Below are 21,152 nucleotides of genomic sequence, written 5' to 3' on the forward strand. Positions count from 1 at the left end.
GAAGGTGATCTCGACGAGGCCCAGTATCCGCTCGCGGAGATCGAGTCCGTCGTATCGGCGATGATGTCCACGTACGAGGACGCTTCTCGGGCACGTGGGTTCAAGTTGCCCTACGCCACCTGATCGTGGTGAGAGGTCGGTTGTGATGTGGCGGGGTGGTGCTCCTGGCGAGCGCTGCCCCTTTCGCATGTGTGTGCTTTGCCGCGTGGACGGTGTTCGTGGGGGCACGTACCGGACGGCATCCCGCCGGGCATGACCTCTTGCGTCCGATGTGGCCGGTCGGTACCTCGGCGCACGGTGGCCGCGTTCGTAGCTGTGCGGTACCGATCATCTGATTCTTCGCGTCCCGTCAGAGCATGAGCTGGTGACGTGCCGGTGTGAGCTACGCCAGTGCGATCGATGGCGCGAGACCGCAGAACCTGAACGCGAGCCAATAGTTGGGTTGTCGCGAACTCACGCAGGTTGCTGTCCCAGCTGCGCCAGTCCAAACCCTGGCATCACGATGCCACAGGACATGCAGCTGGTCCTGGGATCGGCATGAGCGTCCAGCGGCGAAGCCAAAGCGCGCAGAGTCTGGGATCGCAGAGCCTGGGTTCGACCTTCGAGCCGTAACGACGTAAGCGCGCTGCTCACACGCGTTCGAGGGGATCGGCACAAGTTCCGAGAACTGTGTAGGCGAACTGTAGAGGTTGTTGCTGGGGCGATCGGCCTTGCACCGCAAGAATTTCGCGTGCTGTCCGATCTGCGAGGGGGCCCTGTGACCACACGACTATCAGCGCTGCGCAAAGGAATACTCCTGACCGCACTAGTAGCGCTGTCGATGACTTCAGCAGAGGCGGTGCTGCCGCCACAACCTGCGATGGCGGCACCGTCCACCGCCCAGAACCCGAGGGTGGATTCCAGACCGGACGTCCTGTCCGCCGCCGTGTCGGCGAGAGCCCAGGGATCCCGCGTCGAGGTGGAGGACCTGCGCACCGAGACGTCAACGACCTGGTCGAATCCTGACGGCACCATGACGACGGACGAGCACGGTGCTCCGGTGCGGTTCCGTGACGCCAAGGGTGGTTGGCAGGACATCAAGCTCGACTGGCGTGCGGAACGTGACGGCACGGTGGCCACCGGCGGGCACCCGCTGCAGGTGAAGCTGGGGAAGCCGAACGCGAAGGCGGGCGGTCTGTTGCTGGCGGCGTCCCCTGATGCCGAACGGGAGGTGCGCTGGGACGCGCCTTGGCCGCTGCCCAAGGCACAACTGGACGGCACCAAGGCCCGTTATGCCGAGGTCGAGCCCGGCGTCGACTTCGTCGTGCACTCGCGCCGTTCCGGGTTCGAGTACGACTTCGAGGTCAAGCAGCGTCCGGCCAAGGCGCCGGTGTGGCGGGTCCCGTTGCGCACCAAGGGGTTGACGGCGAAGCCGCAGCCCGACGGCTCGATCCAGTTCCTGGACCGCGCGGGGAAGGAGCACTCGTCGATCCCGGTCGCGTACATGTGGGACAGCCAGATCAACGAGCGCAGCGGCGAGCCGGTCAACCGCGCGAAGGTGGACCTGCGCGTCGAGGGCGACTTCCTCGTGGTGGCACCGGATCCCGCGTGGTTCATGGACGCCGGACGCAGGTTTCCCGTCACGGTCGACCCCACGTACGCGGTGGCGACGAACAAGCCGAGCTTCGACACCTGGGTCCAGAGCGACTACACCAGTGACCAGTCCGCCTCGCAGGAGCTCAAGGTCGGCACCTACAACGGTGGCGGCGTGAAGGCGCGGTCGTTCCTCAACTTCCCGGTCGCGCCGTTCAAGGGCAAGCAGATCGTCAGCGCCTCCCTGTCGCTGTACGAGACGTGGTCCTACTCCTGCACGGCTTCGGGGATCGTGGTCAAGAGCGCGCAGACCGCGACGACGGCGACCCGGTGGACGGCCCAGCCGCCCATCGGCAGCCAGTACGGTTCGGCGTCGTTCGCCAAGGGGCACGACAGCGGCTGTCCGGCCGGCCGGACCTCGGTGCCCGTCACGAACCTGGTCAAGGCCTGGGCGGTGGCGTCGTACCCGACCGGCGGCATGGTGCTGATGGCGGCCAACGAGGCCGACTCGAACTCGTGGAAGCGGTTCCGCTCCACCGAGAGCGCGACCCCGCCGTTCATCTCCTTCACCTACAACCGCGCACCGGCGGTGCCGGCACAGCCGACGATCGTCAACGCCGTCGCGTACGCCGCTCCCGGCGCGTCCACCTACCTCTACACGGCGAACCGGCGCACCTGGGTGGCGACGAAGGGCACCGACGCCGACGCCAACACCGTGCGCTACGAGTTCGAGTTCCACACGTCCACCGCGGGTACGGCCGCCACGTTGAAGGCGACCTGCACGAGTGCGACGTACCCGTCCGGCACGCAGGCGGGCTGCACGCCCAGCGCCGACCTGCCCGACAACACCGCGATCGTGGTGCGGTCGAGGACGTTCGACGGCAGTCTCCGGTCCGCCTGGTCGCCCTGGGCGCTCGTGCGGATCGCCGCCACGACTCCGCCGCCCGCGACGGTCTCCTGCCCGTACGCCAACGGTTCGTGGAGCGACACGCTGCCCCCGGCGGTCGTGACGTGCACCATCACCGCCACCGGCACCGGGTACAGCGCGCCGGGCTACGTGCGGGTCAACGTGGACGGCAAGCCGTACGCGACGAACTTCAGCGGTGGGGCGGCCGGCCAGATCAAGATCACGCCGTCCAGCGCGGGAGGTGACGGCAAGACGACCGTCACGATTCCCAGGACCGCGGGCCAGCACTCGGTGTCCGTCCGGGCGGAAAGCCCGGCGGGTCTGCTCTCCTCGATCACGAACTACTCGTTCGGCTACGGTCCCGCGACGCTCGCCAGTCCGGCGGCCAGCCCCCGCACGACCACCACGGGCAACGTCCGGATCACCGCTTCGGGTCCGCCCAAGGGCACTTCCGGCACTGTGTCCGCCACCGTGCGCTGGCGCCTGTCCGGCTACGGCGGCACCGGTGAGACCACCGGCTGGAACACCGCCACCAGCGCGCCGCTGACGGTCACCGACAACGGGGCCGCGGGCGTGACGGTGTCCGGCAACTGGAACACCGCCGCGGAGACCCAGGACGGCCAGCTCGACGCCGACCCGAACACCGCAGGCGTCCAGCCGACCAAGCTCGGTGACCGCGTGCCCGCGCTGATGGACGTGCAGGTGTGCCTGGCGTACTCGGGATCCACGCAGTGCACGTGGTCGCAGTCCAAGGCGACGGTCATGCGGGTTCCGCACGCGTTCGGCAACGGCTTCCCGACCTCCGACGCGGGACCGGGCCAGGTGGCGTTGTGGACCGGTGAGTTCCACACCGACGCCACCGACATCTCCGTGCCCGGCTACACCGGTGACCTGACGATCTCGCGATCGCACTCCACCTTCGCCGGTGCCACCGACGCGGTCAACGGCGTCTTCGGCCCCGGCTGGACCGCACAGTTCGAGGGCGCCGACGCGGGTGTCGCCGACATGCAGGTCGTGGACAACACCCGGCTCGACGGCACGATCGCGCTGATCGACGGGGAAGGTTCCGCCCTCGTCTACGCCTCGCCCTCGGGCAACCGGCGCACGACGGCGAACCTGGAGGCGGGCACCTGGGTCGCGGCCGACGAGGAGACGGCTCAGGACGCGGGCAAGCTGACCGTCACGGGTACCGGCGCGGCGACCACCATCGCCCACACCGATGACGAGGGCACGGTCACGACCTACGCCACCACCGCCACCACGGCACCGACCGCCACCACCGCGGGCAGGTTCCGCCCCGCCGGCATCTCCGAGCCGGGCGTGGCGAACAAGACCACCTACACCTACGACGCCACGACCGGCCGGGTGACGAGGATCGTCGCTCCCGCAGCCCCAGGCGTCACGTGCACCTACGCCCAGGGCAGCTTCACCAACGCTGTCGGGTGCCGATCGCTGCGCTTCGACTACGGCACAACGGGTTCGGCCAACGGCCGGCTCGTCGCCGCGTGGCTCGACATCTACAACCCCGCCAAGGGCGGCGGAGCCGGCATGGACGTCGTCAAGGTCGCGGCCTACACCTACGACGGCTCGGGACGGCTGGCCACGGCCACCGACCCGCGCAGCAACCTCGGCACCGCCTACGGCTACGACTCGGCCAACCGGCTCACGTCGGTGAAGCCCGCGGGCCAGGTGCCGTTCCAGCTCAGCTACGTCACCTCACCGGAGGTCAAGCTCGCGAACGTGAAGCGCGATCGTCCCGAGGGCGGCACGGCGACGCTGGCGTCGTTCGTCTACGACGTGCCCACCACCGGTGCGGGCCTGCCCGACCTCTCGGCGGGGTTCGTCGGCAAGTGGAACCAGGCTTCCGCGCCGCAGAAGGGTTTCGCGGTCTTCGGGCCCGACCACCCGGTGGGCTCCACGTCGCCGTCCGCCATCTCGGCCGGCGACTGGGAGCACGCGGACCTGCAGTACACCGACGACGAGGGCTACACGGTCAACACCGCGAAGCACGGCTCGGGCGCCTGGCAGTACACGGCCTCGGACTACAACGCGCAGGGCAACGAGGTTCGTGCCCTCGACGTGCGGGCGTTGCGGCTGATCGTCGACGACCGGCTGCCCGCGGGTGCGTCCGCGGACCAGCTCGCCACGCTGACCGGCTACAACCAGGACATCAAGAGCGGCGAGACGGTGGTGACCCCGGCGGGCACCCTGGTCACCGACGTCTACGGCCCCGCACGCGAGGCCACGTTGCGGGACGGGTCGCTGCGGTGGCTGCGCACCCACACCGTGAGCCAGCACGACCAGAACGCGCCGAACAACGGGATCAACCCCGCGACGACGCTGCCGTACCGGCTGCCGACGAGCGAGACCGTCTTCGCGCACGACCCCGGTGCCGGGACGGACGTCGAGGTCGTCTCCCGCTCGTTGACGGCCTACTCACCGGTCGTGGCAGGGGATCCGGACGGATGGGCGTTGAGCCTGCCGTCCTCGGTGACCACCGACGTCGACCTCGACGGTGCGCAGTCCCCGGGCGACATCGTGGCGGTGACCCGGTACGACGCCGAAGGCCGTGTGACCGAGCAGCGCCAGCCGTCGTCGAACGGTACTGACGCGGGCACCAAGCGGACGGTCCACCACACCGTCGTGGCCAACCCGGCGCACCCCGAGTGCGGTGAGAAGCCGCAGTGGGCGGGCCTGGTCTGCAAGACCTACCCGGCAGCGGGTTCCGCGCCGGTGACCACCACGAAGTCGTTCAGCTACCTGCTCTCGCCCACGCTGGTCGAGGAGGTCTCCGGCTCGGTGGTCCGCTCGGAGACCACGAGCCACCTCTCCGACGGGCGGGTCGCGTGGTCGGAGGCGAAGGTGACCGGCCTCGCCGGGTCGACGCCGAACACCAGGAAGGAGACCGAGTACGACCCCGGCACCGGGGCCGCGGTGAAGGCCACCGCACGCAACGCCGACGGTTCGGTCGCGGGCACGACGACCACGGGCTACGACTCGTGGGGCAGGCAGACGACCTACCAGGCGTCCAACGAGGTGCCGGCCACCACGGTCTACGACGCCTCTGGCGCGGTCGCGTCCGTCGCCGACTCCAACGGCACAACGAAGTACACCTACGACGGCACCGACGCGGCGGGCAAGAGCGAACACCGCGGCCTTGTCACCAAGGTCGAGGTGACCACCGCAGGTGCCACCTGGTCGTCCACGGGTGCCTACGACGCCGCGGGTTCGCTCGTCGTGCAGAAACTGCCCGGCGGCATCACCCAGCACACCGACCTCGACCACGTGGGCGAGGAGACCGGTCGTCGCTACACCGGCCAGATCACCACGGTCGACGAGGACGGCACCAGCACGGTCGAGGCCGACGGTGGCTGGCTGGCGTGGTCCCAGGACAACGACGTGACCGGCCGGGTCACCCGCGAGTGGACCCCGGACGGCGCCGCGTTCACCGGCCCGGCCGAGGACGAGGTGGGCGACGCGATCCCGTACGACCGCGCGTACTCCTACGACGCGGCCGGCAGGTTGTCCCAGGTCCGCGATCGCACGGCGGCCACGAGCGGCGTCGACGTCACCGATCCGGCGGAGGCGCCCGCGTGCGTGACGCGGTCGTACGGCTTCGACCGCAACGGCAACCGCACCACCAAGAGCACCGCCCCCGCCGCGGCGGACGGCACGTGCTCGACCGCGGGGGCCACCACCGCGACCCGGACGTTCGACGCCGCGGACCGGCCGGTGACCAGTGGCCAGGGCTCGTACGTCCACGACGTGCTGGGCCGGGCGACGACCATCCCCGCGTCCGAGGCGCCGCGCCCGCAGCAGGGCGACATCACGTTGTCCTACTACGACAACGACCTCGCCAAGTCGATCAAGCAGGGAGGCGCCACCACGGAGCTTGCTCTCGACGCGGCAGACCGCCGCGGCATCGAGACCACCACCGCGGCCGACGGCACGGTGACCACCGTGCGCCGCCACTACGCGGACAGCTCCGACAACCCCACCTGGGTCACCAGGGACGACGTCACGACCCGCTACACGGAGCTCGTCGGCGACGACCTCGCACTGACGGTCGACGACGACGGGAAGGCCGAACTGTCGGTCGCCAACCTCCACGGTGACGTCGTCACCACGGTCGAACTGCCGGTGCAGGGTGCGGCGGCCACGTCGATCTCGGGCTGGAGCCAGTACGACGAGTACGGCATCGCCTCCGAGTCCAACTCCGCTCGCACCGGTGAACTGGACTACGGGTGGCTCGGCGACAGCCAGCGCGCGGTGAGCGGCGCGGGCCTGATCCTCATGGGCGCCCGCCTCTACAACGCGGCGACCGGCCTGTTCACCTCGGCCGACCCGGTCGAGGGCGGCAACGCCACCGCCTACACCTATCCCGCCGACCCGATCAACAAGTTCGACACCGACGGCCGGCGCGAGGCCGAGGAGCGCCACTACCGCAGCAGCAGGAAGGGCGGCGACGACGGCTGGTGGGACAAGGCCAAGAGGAAGGGCAAGGAACTCTGGAAGAAGCACGGGGGCAAGAAGCTCTGCCGCAAGAACTGGAGGGTGGCGGCTCTTTGCTTCGTCGGCAGCATCGGTCTCGAAGACGCGGTGAAGTGGGTAGGCGGCAAGATCTTGAACGCCTACAAGTGGTCCTTGCGCATGCAGGTGCGGATCCTCAAGTGGGGGTGGCGCACCGCCAAGCGGGGTTACCGCGTCTACAACCGCTACTACAACAAGTACCGGAGGGTTCTGAACTGCGGCTTCCGCTGGCGCTGCAGGTAATGCGCTGATCAACCGGGTACGGCCTGCCGCGAACACTGCCGGCAGGCCGTTCGCCCGTTGTCGCGGTCACCACGTTGGCCCGTTCGCCCCACGGCGGGCGGGCATCCCCGGCAGACTCGGTCGTGTGATCGAGGTGCGGGGGGACAGGACGTTCGGTGAGCTCCTGCGCGACCACCGGCTCGCGCTCGGGCTGACCCAGCAGGTCCTGGCGGAGCAGGCCCAGCTCAGCGTGCAGGCCGTGGGCGCGCTGGAACGCGGGGACCGCCGGTTTCCCCAGGCCGTCACGGTGGACCGGCTGGTCAGCGTGTTCGGACTGACAGGAGCGCAGCGATCGGAGTTCGTGCAGGCGGCCGCGCGCAAACGTGTGCCGCGTCGACCCGGCGTCTGGACACCCCGGCAACTACCCGCTGGCCTCGCGGACTTCACCGGCAGGACCGGGCAGGCCGGCGTCGTCGCGGAGATCCTGCGCGATCCGGCGACGGCCGCGGTGGTCTCGATCACCGGCATGGGCGGGGTCGGCAAGACCTCGCTGGCCGTGCACGTCGGCCACCTCCTCGAGGCGGACTTCCCGGACGGCCAGCTCTACCTCGACCTCCAGGCACACGGCGCGCGCGAGCCGGTGCCGCCGATCGAGGCGCTGGGCCGGTTCCTGCGCGCGCTCGGTGTGGCGGGGAAGAACGTGCCCGGCACCGTCGGCGAGGCCGCGGCCAGGCTGCGGACCGAGCTCGCCGGACGCAGGGTGCTGCTCCTGCTCGACAACGCGGCCGACTCCGATCAGGTCGCGCCGCTGTTGCCGGGGACGGCGGGTGCCGCCGCGATCATCACCAGCCGCCGTGCGCTGCTCGGTGTCCGTCAGGCTCGGCAGGTCACCGTGGAGGTGTTCACGGAGCGGGACGCGATCGCCTTGCTCGCTGTGACGGCGGGAGCCGAGCGGGTGGACGCCGAACCCGAGGCGGCCGCGGAGGTGGTGCGGCTTTGTGGTGGGCTGCCGCTCGCCCTCCGCCTCGCGGGAGCGCGGCTGGCAGCGAGGCCCGCCTGGCCGGTCTCGTACCTGGCGGAACGGCTGGCCGACGCCGGCCGTCGGCTGGAGGAACTGGACCAGGACGAAGCCGGCGTGCGCGCGTGCTTCGCCCTGTCGATCGACGGGCTGGCCGGCAGTGATGACCCTGTGGACCAGGCCGCTGCGGCGGCGTACCCGTTGCTGGCCTGGCCCGATCTCCCGGATCTGTCCGTCGCGGTGGCGGCGAGGTTGCTCGACCGCGACGAGGACACGACGGAACGGTTGCTCGAACGGCTGACCGGTGCCTGCCTGCTGGAGGCGCTGACCCCCGGCCGCTACCGGTTGCACGACCTGCTGCGCGTGTACGGGGCCGGGCTGGCGGACGTGACGGCACGGACAGCCGCGTTGACCCGCGTTCTCGAGTTGTACGGCGCGATCGCCTGGAAGGGGCTGATCGTCGCCAGTCCCGGCTCACCACGGCTGAGCAGGGCACCGAAATCCGTTGCCACAACGGAGTTCGAGGGTGACGCGTTCGGGTGGTTGGACGGCGAGCGCGCTCACCTGGTCGCGGTCACGACCCAGGCGGCCGACACAGAGGTGGCCGCGGAACCGATCACGTCACTCGCCTTGGGGATGTTCGAGTTCTACCGCACACGAGGGCTGTGGGCGGACTGGGTCCAGGTGTGCCAGGCGGCTCTCCGGCAGCCCGGCGACCTGCTCACCCGGGGAAGTCTGCTGAGCGATCTCGCCGTCGCGGAGGCCGAGCTCGCTCAACGCGGCGACGGCGACTACCGCTCCGCGCAGCAGCACGCTCAGGACAGTCTCGCGTTGTTCGAGCAGCACGGTGATGACGACATGACCGCAAGGTCGCTCAACAACGTCTGTTACGTCTTCCGCATCAGCGGTGCCATCGACGAGGCGATCGCATTCGGCGAACGTGGCCGCGCTCTGCACATCGCGCTGGGCGGCAACAGTTGCCCGTACGGCCTGACGTTGGTGAACCTGGCCGAGCTCTACGCGCTGGCCGGTGACCGTGCGACCCAGCACCGCTACCTCGCCGACGCCATCGCCGTCCTCGAACCGCTCGACAACGCTCACGGCCTGGCGTTCGCGTTCGTCGTGCTGGGACTGGCACACCGGACGGACGGGAACCTCGCCGAAGCGATCGCGAGCTTGCGGCGCAGCGTAGAGCAGTGGCGCCGGATCGCCGACGTGCCGAGTGAGGCGAACACGTTGGTGGACCTGGGGGAGACGCTGCTGGACGCTGGTCAGGGCGAGGCCGCGCGGGGAGTGCTGACCGAGGCGCTCGCGTTGATGGGGCAGTACGGCGACCCGATCAGGGAGAAGACGGTCGCAGGGTTGTTGCGCCGCACGGGAACGCGTCGCGCTTGACCGCGTTCGTAACGAACGCGGCGAAGGTGTCGATCTGCTGAGCATGCAGGACCCTTCGGAATCCTTGGACGACGCCGAGCGTGAGCAGAACGACCGAACCGACAGCACCGACTCGCCTGTCGGGGACGATCCGGCGACGGTCCTGGTGGAGGTGCTCCCAGGGGTGGCCGTCGTCGCCGGTGAGGTACCGCCGGACCTGAAGCTCGATCTGATCGACTTCGGGATCGTGCCCGCCGCCGACCGCAAGCAGATCTCGGCGATCCTCGCCTCGATCGGGAACGCGGCGACCGTGGCAGGCAACCTCGGGAACGCTTTCGCCAGCGTGCAGGGGCTCTACAGGATCGGCGACACGGCGCAAGCGCTGTTGAAGAGCGGCGCGACGCTCGCCGTCAAGGACGGCGGGAACCTCGGAACGGTGATGGGTCCCGGCGGCATCCTGCATCAGGCCCGCTTCTATCCCGTGACCACGGTGAGCAAGGCGTCGATGGCGGCCTCTGTGGGGCCGGCACTGGCCATGGTCGCGTTGCAGATGATGTTGAGCGAGGTCTCCGGCCTCGTCAGGGCCAACCTCGCGGTGACGAACCAGGTCTTGACCACCGTCCGCAAGGAGCAGTGGGCCGAGCTGACAGGACTCGTCGCCGCCGTCGAACGCGCGGTCGACCAGGCTCGGGAGATCGAGTCGGTCCCCACGTCGTTGTGGGACGACGTCGCGGGCAGTGGAGCGCTGCTGCGCAAGCAGCTCGAGCTCTACCAGGGGAACGTCCGCGACCACGTCAAGCGGATCGGCCGGGCCGACGCCCGCAGCCATCGCGAGTACCTGCAGACCAACACCGAGGCCATCGCCTTCGACGTCTGCGCCCTGCTGTCCTCGCTCAACGCGTGGACGGGATATCACGCGCTGCGCGCCGCGAGGGCGAGAGCCGCCGGCCGTGAAGACGCCGCCGAGGCGCAGTACGCCGAGGTCATCGCCCGCGACACCCGCGCGGAGTTCGACTCGACCCTCGCCGAGATGACGAGCCTCGTCGACGCGCTGGTCCGGGAGCTCCGGATCACGGTCGAGGTCCGCAACCCCGACGGATGGCCGTTGCCGGGGAAGCGGAAGGACGTGAAGGCGGCCCGCGACGTCTCCGCCAGGCTTCTGCAGGCGATCGAGCCACTTGCCGACGCTCTCCACCCGCCGGTCCCTCCGATCGAAGCCCCCGACGTCATCTGCGGACCGCTGGACTCAGAGCCGTACCGTCGCATTCTGCGGTGGCTCTTCGAGGACGGTGAGGAGCTCCGCGCTCTCGGCTTCCCCGAGCAGCTCGACGACGCGAACCCCATCTCCGCGATCGTCGGCGGAGCGATGGGGATGCTGGCGGCGGCGATGGACAAGACGGCGGACAGGTCACTGGTCGCCGTCACCGATCGCCGCGTCATCCTGGCCACGACGAACACGTTCCTCGAACAGGCCGCGATCGACCAGGACATCCCGATCGACCAGGTGCGGTACGTCCGAGCGCCCACCACGCCGGACAGCAGTTCACGTTTGGCGATCGACCTCATCACGCGCGACGAGAACATCCGGTGGCTCTTCCACCCCGACGTCGACAACAGTCAGGTGGACGCGCTTGCCGCCGTGCTCGCCGAGTCGATGACGATTCCGGACGCTGAACGCGATGAGCTTCAACAGCGGCGCCACGCCTCCGTTGAGAGGGGCGTCATCACAAGCTGTTGACGTGCTTTCTGAGCGGCACGGCGAGTTCTGGGTAGTTGCTCCTGTCGATGCGGTGCTGCAGCCGGGCGGCCACGTAGAACTGGGCGAGTGAGCCGGCGTCGGTCGTCAGGACGTCGGCGAACGTGTCGCGCACTCGTTCAGCGGTCTGCGGTACGAGGAGGCTGTAGCTGAGCAACGTGGCCGCGTCCGTTCCCGCCGGGCCGCGACCCCACGTCTCCCAGTCCAGCAGACCGAACTCCGGGCCCATCAGGTTCGTCCAGTGCAGGTCGCCGTGGACCGTTTCCCATTCGCGCACAACGGGATTCACCGAGTTTCCGAACTGCTGTTGCATCCGGCCGGTGACCAGGGCCTGGTCCGTGTTGACGCGGTTGGTCGGCATCGTCGCGATCGACTCGATCGTCCTGCGCAGCTCGGTCCACCACTCGTCCGGGAGGTCGGCCACGTGGTGCAGGACGTCGGTGCGGGAGCAGGGCGAACCCGGCATCAAGGTCATGAGCTCCGCGCGCTGGTGTCGTCCTTGCTCCCACTCGAAGACGTCGACGACGCGCGGTTTGGACAGGCTCGTGAAGGCGTTCGCTTCGAGGTTTCCGGTCCAGAACTCGTCTTCGACCCATTGTCTTTCCTCGGACACCACTCGCAGCCACAGCTGCTCGTCGGTCCGTTGCACGGGTGCGCTGATCGATCGGCCCAGCCAGCCGGGGGAAGGGATTCCGGTGACGGTGAGTCCGAAATGTCTTGCGGCGTAGCTGAGGTTTTGGTGCATCCACTCCTGGAACTTCGCGTCGGACTTGCTTCGGCACGCGCCCGACGTGGTGCCGCGGTGTCCTTGGACGGGTGAGCGGTCAGGTTGTTCTGACACTGGATCCCTTTGCCCTGGGTGCGTCGAACTTGTCCGCTCTTCGTTGTACTGTTTGGAGTTTTTCCAAGCCAGACGCGGCAAGGAAAGTTACGTCCTTCGGGTACGGCTGGCAAGTTTTCGACGTGACTTCGCGGTCAGTGTGTCCGGACCCGCGTCTGCCTGCCGTGGCCGATCTCGAACACTCCGAGTGCTACCTCCGTCGACATGTTGGCGGTTCGGTCGGACCATTCGGGCGGCCACTGCGTGCCGCGCGACCACCGCACGCCGTCCAGCGGCACGTCCGCCACGAGACCGTCACCTGTTCCGCCTCAGCGACCTGCGCGCGCACAGTCGAACCATGGCCAGGACCGAGGTCACCGGTCGCAACGGGCTGCAGATGGGGTGCGCGCTGAGTCGTTGCTGTGCGTCGAGCTCGGCGACGTGGGCGAGCACGGGGTTGGGCTGTGCCGGTGATGGAACTCAGGCTCGCTTCAACGTCCACGAGCTCGTCCAGCTGCTCGTTCACCGTGCCTCCCCAGCAGAGCCACGAGCGTTCGACGCGCTTTCAGCAGACTGCTGCGGACGGAGGGTCGCCTCTGTTTTCAGCGATCTCCGCGGGTGTGTACCCGTCCAGTTTCCACGCCATGATCTGCCGTTGCCTGGCATGCAGCAGCTCAAGCAGTGCGAGCACTTTCTGCCGTTGTTCCCACGCATCGACGTCGGCGTCCAGTCTCATGACCGCGCAGGGTTCTGGCACCTGGTCGACCAGATCCTGGTGGGACTGGAAGCACCGCCGTGCCCATTCCCGTGACGCGACGCGGCGCGCCCAAGCCCTCGGTTGTTCGATCGTGCTCCAGTGCTGGTAGGCCCCGGTCATGGCTTCGCGGGCGACGTCCACGGCTTCTGTGACGCGGGCTCCTGCCACAGCAGCATGGCGATGCGGCACCACTACGCCCGCCAGGGCGATGAACCGTTCCATGCATCCAAGAGCGAACGAGCAAGCCCAGCGTTAACTATTCGCCTTCGATTGGACTTTCGGTCTGGCGGACGCTGCGGTTGTTCGGGGCTTCGCCACCTGTTTTCAGATTCCCCGCGTCCATATTCATGTCCATTATTTCGTTGGTGCTTTTTCGGTAACGCGAGTGTTGGGGCGGGCGACGTAGCGAAGGCAGATTCGAAACTGTGGTGGAGGTCGCGAACCATGGCTGAAGCGATTACCGACGCGCATGTCGCCGCTGTCCTCCGAGTGTTCGTCCGGGGCTGCGGGCTGATGATCCAGCAGTTGCGGGAGAAGGGCGAACCGGTCGACGTCGGCGAGGGCGCGACGGACGGTCGCCTGCTCGGCAAGATGAGAGGCAGGCTGGCGCAGACGAGGTTTCCCGGCTCGGACCAGTGGACGCGGATGGACGTCGACGACCGCTCGGACTGGTGGGTCAACAGGGTCGGGCGGCTGACTGCGTTGGTGACGTCGTTCGCCGGGCTCGCGGGTGCGATCGGTGAGCGGTTTCCGTTGCAGGACCTGCTCGGCTCGGCGGGACAAGGACTTCTGTTGTGCGCCATAGCGTCTGAGCGCGGCCTCGATGACGACGGTACGAAGGTGCGGCTGCTGGGGGCCGTGTTGTTCAACCGGGACATCGATCCCGCGACAGCGGCGGGTGACGGAGGTGACGTGCGGGACGAGGAGATGGTCGGCCAGTTGGTGCCGGACGCCACCGGGAGTGCCTTGGAGCTGCGCAAGGGCAGGACGTTGGAGGTCGCGGTCGCCGCGAAGTTGTTGTGGCGTCAGGGGCAGATGATCGCGGCCATCCGCGAGGAACTGGAGAACCGGCCCAAGGGCCACGCGCACCACGCGGTGGTGGGCAAGGTGCCGGGCGTCGGCATGGCGAGCAGCTACTTCAGTGAACGGGCGGCCCTCAAGCGATGCGCCGCGGCCGCGAACGAGTGGATCGCGTCGGTCAAGAGCTGACAAGCCCACACTGCCGGCAGGCTTGTCGGTGTGGGCGGGCTGCGGGGTAGAGGTGGGTCAGCAGGTTCGTGGTGGTGCGGCGGGTAGGGCCGTGATCTCACGGCACGAGCCGCCCGTCCGTCCAGCAGGCGCCTACGCCTTGCTGTGGCGTTCCAGCAGCGCCCGCAACGCGGCCATCTCGGCGGCGAGCGCCTGGCGGCCGGCCGCTGTGACGCTCACCCACGTCTTGGGCCGCTTGCCCTCGTAGCCCTTCTCGATCACCAGCAGCCCGGCCTCCTCCAGCACGGTGATGTGGCGTGAGAGGTTGCCCGCCGTGAGGCTGAGGGTGGACTTCAGGTACGCGAACTCCACCCGCTTCACCTCCGCCGCGATGGTGAGGATGCCCAGCCGGTGCCGTTGGTGGACGACGTCGTCGAGTGCCGCTGTCGGGTGGTCCGTCACGACGAGGTCCGGCCTGCCGCCAGTGCGCCGAGACCGCCGAGCACCAAGGTGGTGGCGAGCAGCAGGACGCCGCCGGCGCCGCCCAGAGCATCGTTCTCCATGGACAGATTGTTGACGATCAGCACGCCGGCGGCGAACACCACCGCGATCACCGTGCACAACACGCTGCGTTCGATCCACGCCAGCGTCGCCAACCCGAGCGCGATCGCCATGAACTGCGCTCCGCCCGCCATCCCGAGATCGACGCCGACATCGGGCAGTTGCAACAACGACAGCGCCACCGACACCAGCACCAGTCCTGCGGGAACGAACAGGGCTCGCCACCGCTGCGCGCGGAAGCAGAGGAACGCCAGCCCCAGCAACACCGCCATGACGATCGCGGCGAGGAGGACCGTGGGGTAGAAGAGGGTGTAGTGCAGGATCACGCTGGTGCTCAACGGAATCCCGAACAGCACGGCGAACAGCCCGAACAGCGCGACCTGAACGTAAGTGCCCGTGGGCGTCTCCACCCCGACGCGCAGCGCACGCCACCGGTACCACCACACGGTTGCGAGCACGACCACGAGCAGCGCCACGAGCCAGTACACCGCGAGCCCCAGCGGATGCACCACCTCGGTCTTCAACCTGAGGTGCACCAACGGGTTCATCCACCACCCCGGCCCGCCGTCGACCAGGTGGTCGGTGGGAGCGGGATCGGCCTGCGAGAGCGGTAGCGAGACCAGCGTCAGCAAACCCGTGAGCAGCAACGGGAACCAGTAACCGTGGCGGTCGTCGCGGGCGCGTTTGCGCAGGCCGGCCAGTTCGTCGAGCAGTTCGCCCGGATCACTTGTCATCTTGTTCCCCCAAACGTGACTGTGATGCAGTTAGGTTTGCATCGCAAACCAGACTTGTCAACGGCTCGGTTCGAACGGGCCCACCATGCCGACAGGCCTGGGACTGGCGCCGCGTGTGAGCGCCAGAGTCGAGGTGCGAGTGCTCGCAGGCGGCACGATCGCCTTGGCCCCACAACACCATCTGCGGGGCCGTGCACGGGATCGCGCCGCCGGTGGTTCCCCGGCCTCAGGTGGAAGCGCGACCGTCCTCAACAGACCCGACCTTGGTCGCGGCCGCCAGCCACGCCGCGGGCACCGGTGCGACGGAACGGCCGTGGCCGATCGCGGGGTCCACGCCCTCGTGGACGCTCGCCTCCCACCCGGCGGCACCGAGCCAGTCCCCGATGTCGTCACGGGCGGCCGTGAAGACCACCCCGTGCTTGCCCAGCCCCTCGCGCACCTGCGCGCCCTCCTCGCCGAGCATCGACACCTGCAGGTGTTCGAGGAGCAGGTGGCTGCCGGGGGCCGACAGTGCGGTCACCTCGGCCAGCAGTGCGTCGCCCTGCGCCGGGGTGAGGTACATCAGCACGCCCTCGACGAGCCACGCGGCCGGCTGGTCCTCGTCGAACCCGGCCGCGCGCAACGGGGCCGTCCAGTCCGCGGCGAGGTCGGCGGCCACCCCGATCCGCTCGCAGGTGGGCAGGCCGGAGCGTGCGACCAGGGCGGTCTTGAACTCGGTCATGCCCGGCAGGTCGAGCTCGAACCAGCGGGTGCCGGCAGGGCACGGCAGGCGCGTCGGGCGGCCGTCGACGCCCGCGGCGAGGGTCACGACCTGGCGGACGCCGCTGTCCAGTGCGTCGGCGATCCGGTCGTCGAAGTACCGGGTGCGCACCACGTGGTACGAGGGGAAACCACTCGACGTGATACCCATCTGGGCGATGAACGCGTCCAGCGCGGGGTGGCCTCGAAGTTCGGTGACCAGGTGGCCGGCCAGCGGATCGGTGAAGAGCGGGTCCGGTTGTGAGGCCTCGACGTGCCGGACCCAGGCGGTGTAAAGGGCGGTGTGGCTCAGGCCGTCGGCAGGGATCGTCATCGGCTCAGGTCCGATCGGAACGTGGCCGCCAGTGCCAGGAGCAGATGGCCGAAGCGGTAGCCGCGGGTGCGTTCGGCGTCGGTCATGCGGCTGCGTTCGTGGTTCTGCGTCCAACTCGCCCGCCTCGCGAACTCCGACCACTCGCGCAGGTGTCGGCCCAGGTCGCTGTCGGGGGTGACGACGACGGGGGCGTCCGCGGCCAGTGCCGCGGTGAGTCCCGGGGTGTCGGCCAGGTCCAGTTCGGCCACGAGCATGGCGGCCGTGGCGTGGGCGTCCTCGATGTGCTCTGGCCTGGTGCGGCTGAACAGCCGGTCGAGGTGCATGCTCGGCAGGGAGGCGCTGACCTGCTCGAACGTCGGCACCACGCCGGTGATCAGGCCGGCGAGCCGCAGCGAGCGGGTCATCGGCTCGTCGTACCGGGAGTCCCAGTCCTCGTCCTCGTCGTCGTCGTCGACCGGGTCGGTGCCGAACCCGGCCTCGCGCATCAGCGGCAGCAGCCGGTCGAGGTCGCCGCTGCGCTCGTCGGGCCACTCGGGGTTGAAGTGGGCGACGACCTCGCCGTCCACGGCGTGGGTGAAGCCCGGCGAGGCGTAGTCGTGGCGCACGACCGCGACGGCCTCGGTGCCTCGCGAGAGGGCGTCGGTCATCGACCCGATCACGTACGACGTCGGCTGGACCAGGACTGCCCACTCGCCGAGCGCGAACGCCGCGACGATCTCCGGGTAGCCGTGGTCGTAGTCGTGCGTCTCCCTGATCTCGGCCGGTGTGCGCTGAGCCGAGGTGTCCTCCAAGCCGCCGACGCGCACCATCGCCTCGTGCGGGGTGAGACCGCGCACGAACACGAGCGCGAAGATGTCCCCCAGGAACTGCGGAGCGCTGTGGACGGCGTCCATCCACGACAGGTCGTGCTCTTGTTGCATGTGATCCCCCAGATCCGCTGTCCGTACGGGATCAACTGATAGCGCCTCCGCCCGCGGCTGTCGACGCCGAACGAGTGACGCGCGTCGCCCTCCGCCAATTCGGCCGGGCGAGGGCCCACCGCCTAGGGTGCTGCGTGTGTCGCAGTGCGGCCTCGCCCGGATGCCTGGGTGCCTCCACGAGCGCGGTCGCTGCCGGGGACAATTGCTCCCGACCGTTCAGCTCCAGGAGGATTGTTGATCCACAAGTTCTCGGTTCGCTCCGCGGGGGTAGCGGAGCCCGACATCCGTGAGCTCGGCCGATCGTGGGAGCTCGACGACCTCGAGGTGTGGCGCGACTACTACGTCGAGTTCGAGGCCGCGCCCGACGCCGCCGCGCTGGGCGAGGTGGCCGCCGTGCTCGGTGACCAGCTCGACGTCGAGGTTTCCCTGGACCAGCCGCTGCCCGCGGGCGCCGTGCAGGTCGCCTACAAGCGCGGTGTGGTCGACAACGAGAGCGACTCCATCATCACGGTGTGCGGGCTGCTCGGGGTGAAGGCCAAGGCCGGCAAGGTCGCGACCAGCTACCGGTCGGCGTCGCCGCGGCTGCGGGACCTGATCCTCTCGACGCGGTTCAACGCGACGATCGAGGAGCTGCACGACGAGGAGCCTCGCTACGACACCCTCGTGCCGCAGGGGCACTACGACAAGGCCGCGCAGTTCGACCTGCGCGGGCTCGGTGACGACGAGCTCGCCGCGCTGGGCACCGCGGGTGGCCGGAACCTGACGCTCGCGCAGATGAAGCACGTCCAGCACGTGCAGGTGACGCTGAAGGACGAGTTCGTCACGGACGTTCTGCTGGAGGCGCTGGACGCCCGGTGGAGCGACCACTGCGCGCACACCACGTGGAAGTCGCTCGGCAGCCTGCTCGGCCGCCTGGTCCAGGCGGCCAAGGACGTCGACAACCCCAACGTGCTGAGCATGTTCCACGACAACGCCGGCGTCTGGGACTTCTACGACGGCCACGCGATCGCCATCAAGGCCGAGACGCACAACGGGCCGTCGGCGATCTCCGGCTACTTCGGACAGTTGACGAAGCTCGGCGGTGTGCTGCGGGACATCCTCGGCACCGGCCTGTCCGCGGACCCGATCGGCAGCTTCGAGTACACCGCAGTCGGCGAGCCCGAGGCGCCCGCGCCCATCCAGGGCCGGCCGGACGCGCGCAGGCTCGCCGGCGAGACGATCCGGGCGATCAAGGAGTACGGCAACACCTTCGGCGTGCCGATGATGTCGTCGCGCATGACGTTCCACCCCAGCTACCGCGCCAAGCCGTTCGCACTCGGCGGGAGCATCGGGTTGCTGCCCGTGTCGGCGGCGCAGCGCGGCACGCCGCGGCCCGGTGACTTCGTGGTGCTGATCGGTGGTCTGACCGGCAACGAGGGCATCCACGGCGCGTCCGCCAGTTCCGCGGGCGCCACGATGGACACGACCGCGGTGCAGATCGGCGCGCCGCTGGAGCAGGTCAAGTTCCGCAAGGCGCTGATCGAGCTCCGCGAAGAGGGCTGCATGAGCGCTCTCACCGACGTCGGTGGCGCGGGCCTGAACAGCGCCGTCGGCGAGATCGGCGAGGCGTGCGGTGTCTGGATCAACACCGCGCTGGTGCCGTTGAAGACCGCGGCGCTGCCGATGTGGCGGATCCTGCTGTCCGAGTCGCAGGAACGCATGCTGCTCGCCGTGCCGCCGGAGCACCAGGAGCGGGCGAAGAAGATCCTCGACCGCCACATGGTGCGTTCGACGGTCATCGGCCGGTTCGCGGACACGGGTCGCTACCACGTGTTCCACGCCCCGGACCTGACCGAGGAGGCGCTCATCGCCGCCGCACCGGACGCCGCTCCGGTGCACCAGGGCGAGACGGGCTTCGACGTGGCGTACGACCTGCTCGACATCGAGGTCGAACGCCAGGAGGTCGGCCCGCCGCCGCGTCCCACGGACGTGGTCGAGTGGCCCGAGCTCGCGCCCACGCAGCTCGCCGGGCTGCTGGAGGAGGTCGTCGCCGACGCGGAGGTGGCCTCGCAGCACTTCGCCGACTCGCAGTACGACTCCACCGTCCAGGGCAACACCTGGTACGGCCCGCACTACGGCACCGAGCACTCGGTCCGCACGGCCTACTGGGCCGGTACGCCGGTCGCCGGGTCGTCCGCCGCGGCGGTGCTCAACACCGCGTTCAACCCGTGGATGTTCGACGCCGACCCGGTCGCCGCGACCCGCCAGATGTTCGTCTCGGCGATCGCGGGCCAGGTGCTCGCGGGTGTCGCGGTGAAGGACATCTGCATGTGCGACAACTTCTACACCCCGCACCTCTCGCCGCACTGGCGCGAGTGGCTGGTCGGCATGGTCGACGAGCTCGCGGTGCTGGTGCGCCACTTCGGCGTGCCGCTGATCTCGGGCAAGGACTCGTCGGCGGGCTCGGTGCAGACCGACGAGGGCCTGGTCAGCGTGCCGCCCGCGGTGTTCCTGAGCGCCCTGGGCAAGGTGCCGCACACCGACGGCCTGCTGCGCGAGCAGTGGACCACGGCGGGCAACGTGCTGGTCCAGATCGGCCTGCGGACGTCGTCCCCGGTCGGCACGGTCGCCGCGCGCAAGCTCGGCCTGCCGGTCGGCGCCCTCGACGACCTGGAACTGTCCGATGTGGACAGCTACCTGACCGCGCTCGCCGCGAGCAGGCACCTGCTGCGCAGCGGTGCCCGCATCGGCGCCGGTGGTGTCGCGGCCGCGCTCGCCCAGGGCGTGCTCGCGAGCGGCATCGGCGTGAAGCTCGAGTCCGGGACCACCGAGTCGCTCTTCGCCGAGCACCGCGTCGGCGCCGTCGTCGAGGTCGCCCCCGAGGACGTCGCGGCCCTGCCGGCGGAGCTCGACCCCGTCGTGCTCGGCACGCTCGAAGGAACGCTGGAGGGCACCGGCATCGTGCTCGAAGGCGTCGACCTGTTCGCACCGGCCGCGCGCGACGGCTGGCTCAACTCGTTCACGGCGAGGATCGCATGAAGCCGACCGTCAACGTCCTGTACCTGCCCGGCACCAACTGCCAGGAGGAGACCGTCCGAGCGTTCGCGGAGGTGGGCGCCGAGCCGCGGATGAGGTTCGCGGCCGACCTGCTCTCGGGTGCCGAACGGCTCGACGACGCCGACATCCTCTGCATCCCCGGAGGGTTCTCGTTCGGTGATCACCTCGGCGGCGGCGCGGTCGCGTCGGCGTTGCTGCGCAGCCATCTCGCGGATCAGTTCGAGACGGCTCGCACGCGTCCGCTGATCGGCATCTGCAACGGCTTCCAGATCGCCGTGCGCGGAGGCTGCTTCGGCAAGGTCGGGCTGAAGGTCAACAGCTCCGGCACGTTCCACAACGAGGAGAACCAGCGGCACGTCGTCGACAGCGACAACGACAGCCCGTGGCTCACCGGCCTGGGCGGTCAGACCCTCGCTTTCCCGTGCGCGCACGGGGAAGGCCGGTTCGACCCGGGCAGCGAGACCGAGGGCTACCGCGTCGCGCTGCGGTACGAGAAGGACTCGAACCCGGACGGCTCGTTCGAGGACGTCGCGGGCATCACGAGCGCCGACGGTCTGGCGTTCGGTCTGATGGACCACCCGGAACGCGCGATGGACCGCGAGGTCCGGCTGGCGTTCTTCGAGAACGGCGTCCGCGCGGTTCGCTAGTGCTCCAGCGGCCTGGTGCTGGCCCTACCGCGAGCGCG

The 21,152-nt window shown here is 69.4% G+C and carries 12 protein-coding genes; 6 read left to right on the plus strand and 6 right to left on the minus strand.

The annotated features are described in order from the left end of the window. The first annotated feature begins 820 nt into the window (after window positions 1–820). The 3 genes from ACWF7A_RS13210 to ACWF7A_RS13220 all read left to right on the plus strand — a co-directional run bounded on the left by ACWF7A_RS13210 (window position 821) and on the right by ACWF7A_RS13220 (window position 11,361). Window positions 821–7,252 (plus strand): DNRLRE domain-containing protein, encoded by a 6,432-nt coding sequence (locus tag ACWF7A_RS13210; protein WP_452250676.1) that lies wholly within the window; start codon window positions 821–823, stop codon window positions 7,250–7,252. A gap of 124 nt (window positions 7,253–7,376) precedes the next feature. Next, window positions 7,377–9,644 (plus strand): tetratricopeptide repeat protein, encoded by a 2,268-nt coding sequence (locus tag ACWF7A_RS13215; protein WP_452250677.1) that lies wholly within the window; start codon window positions 7,377–7,379, stop codon window positions 9,642–9,644. Window positions 9,645–9,687: 43 nt separating this feature from the next. Then, window positions 9,688–11,361: a hypothetical protein gene (locus ACWF7A_RS13220; protein WP_452250678.1), complete on the plus strand. Its 1,674-nt coding sequence runs from the start codon at window positions 9,688–9,690 to the stop codon at window positions 11,359–11,361. Here the strand turns inward: ACWF7A_RS13220 and ACWF7A_RS13225 are convergent. Continuing rightward, window positions 11,348–12,028 (minus strand): phosphotransferase, encoded by a 681-nt coding sequence (locus ACWF7A_RS13225; protein ID WP_452250679.1) that lies wholly within the window; start codon window positions 12,026–12,028, stop codon window positions 11,348–11,350. The genes ACWF7A_RS13220 and ACWF7A_RS13225 overlap by 14 nt on opposite strands. A 736-nt stretch (window positions 12,029–12,764) precedes the next feature. Continuing rightward, window positions 12,765–13,178: a hypothetical protein gene (locus tag ACWF7A_RS13230; RefSeq protein WP_452250680.1), complete on the minus strand. Its 414-nt coding sequence runs from the start codon at window positions 13,176–13,178 to the stop codon at window positions 12,765–12,767. Between the two features lie 222 nt (window positions 13,179–13,400). Here ACWF7A_RS13230 and ACWF7A_RS13235 point away from each other — a divergent pair, with 222 nt between their 5' ends. Further along, window positions 13,401–14,165 carry a hypothetical protein gene (locus tag ACWF7A_RS13235; RefSeq protein WP_452250681.1) on the plus strand — a complete coding sequence of 255 codons (765 nt, stop codon included), beginning with the start codon at window positions 13,401–13,403 and terminating at the stop codon, window positions 14,163–14,165. A 132-nt stretch (window positions 14,166–14,297) separates the two neighbouring features. On the opposite strand, the gene ACWF7A_RS13240 is transcribed toward ACWF7A_RS13235, so the two are convergent. The 4 genes from ACWF7A_RS13240 to ACWF7A_RS13255 all read right to left on the minus strand — a co-directional run bounded on the left by ACWF7A_RS13240 (window position 14,298) and on the right by ACWF7A_RS13255 (window position 17,431). Then, window positions 14,298–14,606, minus strand: a complete 309-nt coding sequence (locus tag ACWF7A_RS13240) for a transcriptional regulator (protein WP_452250682.1) — start codon at window positions 14,604–14,606, stop codon at window positions 14,298–14,300. Beyond that, window positions 14,603–15,439 (minus strand): hypothetical protein, encoded by an 837-nt coding sequence (locus ACWF7A_RS13245; protein WP_452250683.1) that lies wholly within the window; start codon window positions 15,437–15,439, stop codon window positions 14,603–14,605. Before ACWF7A_RS13245 ends, ACWF7A_RS13240 begins: the two co-directional genes overlap by 4 nt. Window positions 15,440–15,665: 226 nt before the next feature. After that, entirely contained in the window at window positions 15,666–16,511 is an 846-nt protein-coding gene (locus ACWF7A_RS13250; RefSeq protein WP_452250684.1) for an SAM-dependent methyltransferase, read from the minus strand. Beyond that, window positions 16,508–17,431, minus strand: a complete 924-nt coding sequence (locus ACWF7A_RS13255; protein WP_452250685.1) for a DUF6461 domain-containing protein — start codon at window positions 17,429–17,431, stop codon at window positions 16,508–16,510. Before ACWF7A_RS13255 ends, ACWF7A_RS13250 begins: the two co-directional genes overlap by 4 nt. A 234-nt stretch (window positions 17,432–17,665) precedes the next feature. On the opposite strand from ACWF7A_RS13255, the gene ACWF7A_RS13260 reads away from it, so the two are divergent. Beyond that, window positions 17,666–20,449, plus strand: a complete 2,784-nt coding sequence (locus ACWF7A_RS13260) for an AIR synthase-related protein (RefSeq protein WP_452250686.1) — start codon at window positions 17,666–17,668, stop codon at window positions 20,447–20,449. After that, window positions 20,446–21,114, plus strand: coding sequence for a phosphoribosylformylglycinamidine synthase subunit PurQ (locus ACWF7A_RS13265; protein ID WP_452250687.1), 669 nt, complete (start codon window positions 20,446–20,448; stop codon window positions 21,112–21,114). The genes ACWF7A_RS13260 and ACWF7A_RS13265 overlap by 4 nt, the downstream gene beginning before the upstream one ends. The last annotated feature ends 38 nt before the right edge of the window (window positions 21,115–21,152 follow it).

It is taken from the genome of Lentzea sp. NPDC055074 (genome assembly GCF_053608005.1).

Coding starts and splice junctions, on each gene's coding strand:
- ACWF7A_RS13210 (WP_452250676.1), top strand. CDS start 821: ATGACTTCAGCAGAGGCGGTGCTGCCGCCACAACCTGCGATGGCGGCA.
- ACWF7A_RS13220 (WP_452250678.1), top strand. CDS start 9,688: ATGCAGGACCCTTCGGAATCCTTGGACGACGCCGAGCGTGAGCAGAAC.
- ACWF7A_RS13230 (WP_452250680.1), bottom strand. CDS start 13,178: ATGGAACGGTTCATCGCCCTGGCGGGCGTAGTGGTGCCGCATCGCCAT.
- ACWF7A_RS13235 (WP_452250681.1), top strand. CDS start 13,401: ATGGCTGAAGCGATTACCGACGCGCATGTCGCCGCTGTCCTCCGAGTG.
- ACWF7A_RS13245 (WP_452250683.1), bottom strand. CDS start 15,439: ATGACAAGTGATCCGGGCGAACTGCTCGACGAACTGGCCGGCCTGCGC.
- ACWF7A_RS13250 (WP_452250684.1), bottom strand. CDS start 16,511: ATGACGATCCCTGCCGACGGCCTGAGCCACACCGCCCTTTACACCGCC.
- ACWF7A_RS13255 (WP_452250685.1), bottom strand. CDS start 17,431: ATGCAACAAGAGCACGACCTGTCGTGGATGGACGCCGTCCACAGCGCT.
- ACWF7A_RS13265 (WP_452250687.1), top strand. CDS start 20,446: ATGAAGCCGACCGTCAACGTCCTGTACCTGCCCGGCACCAACTGCCAG.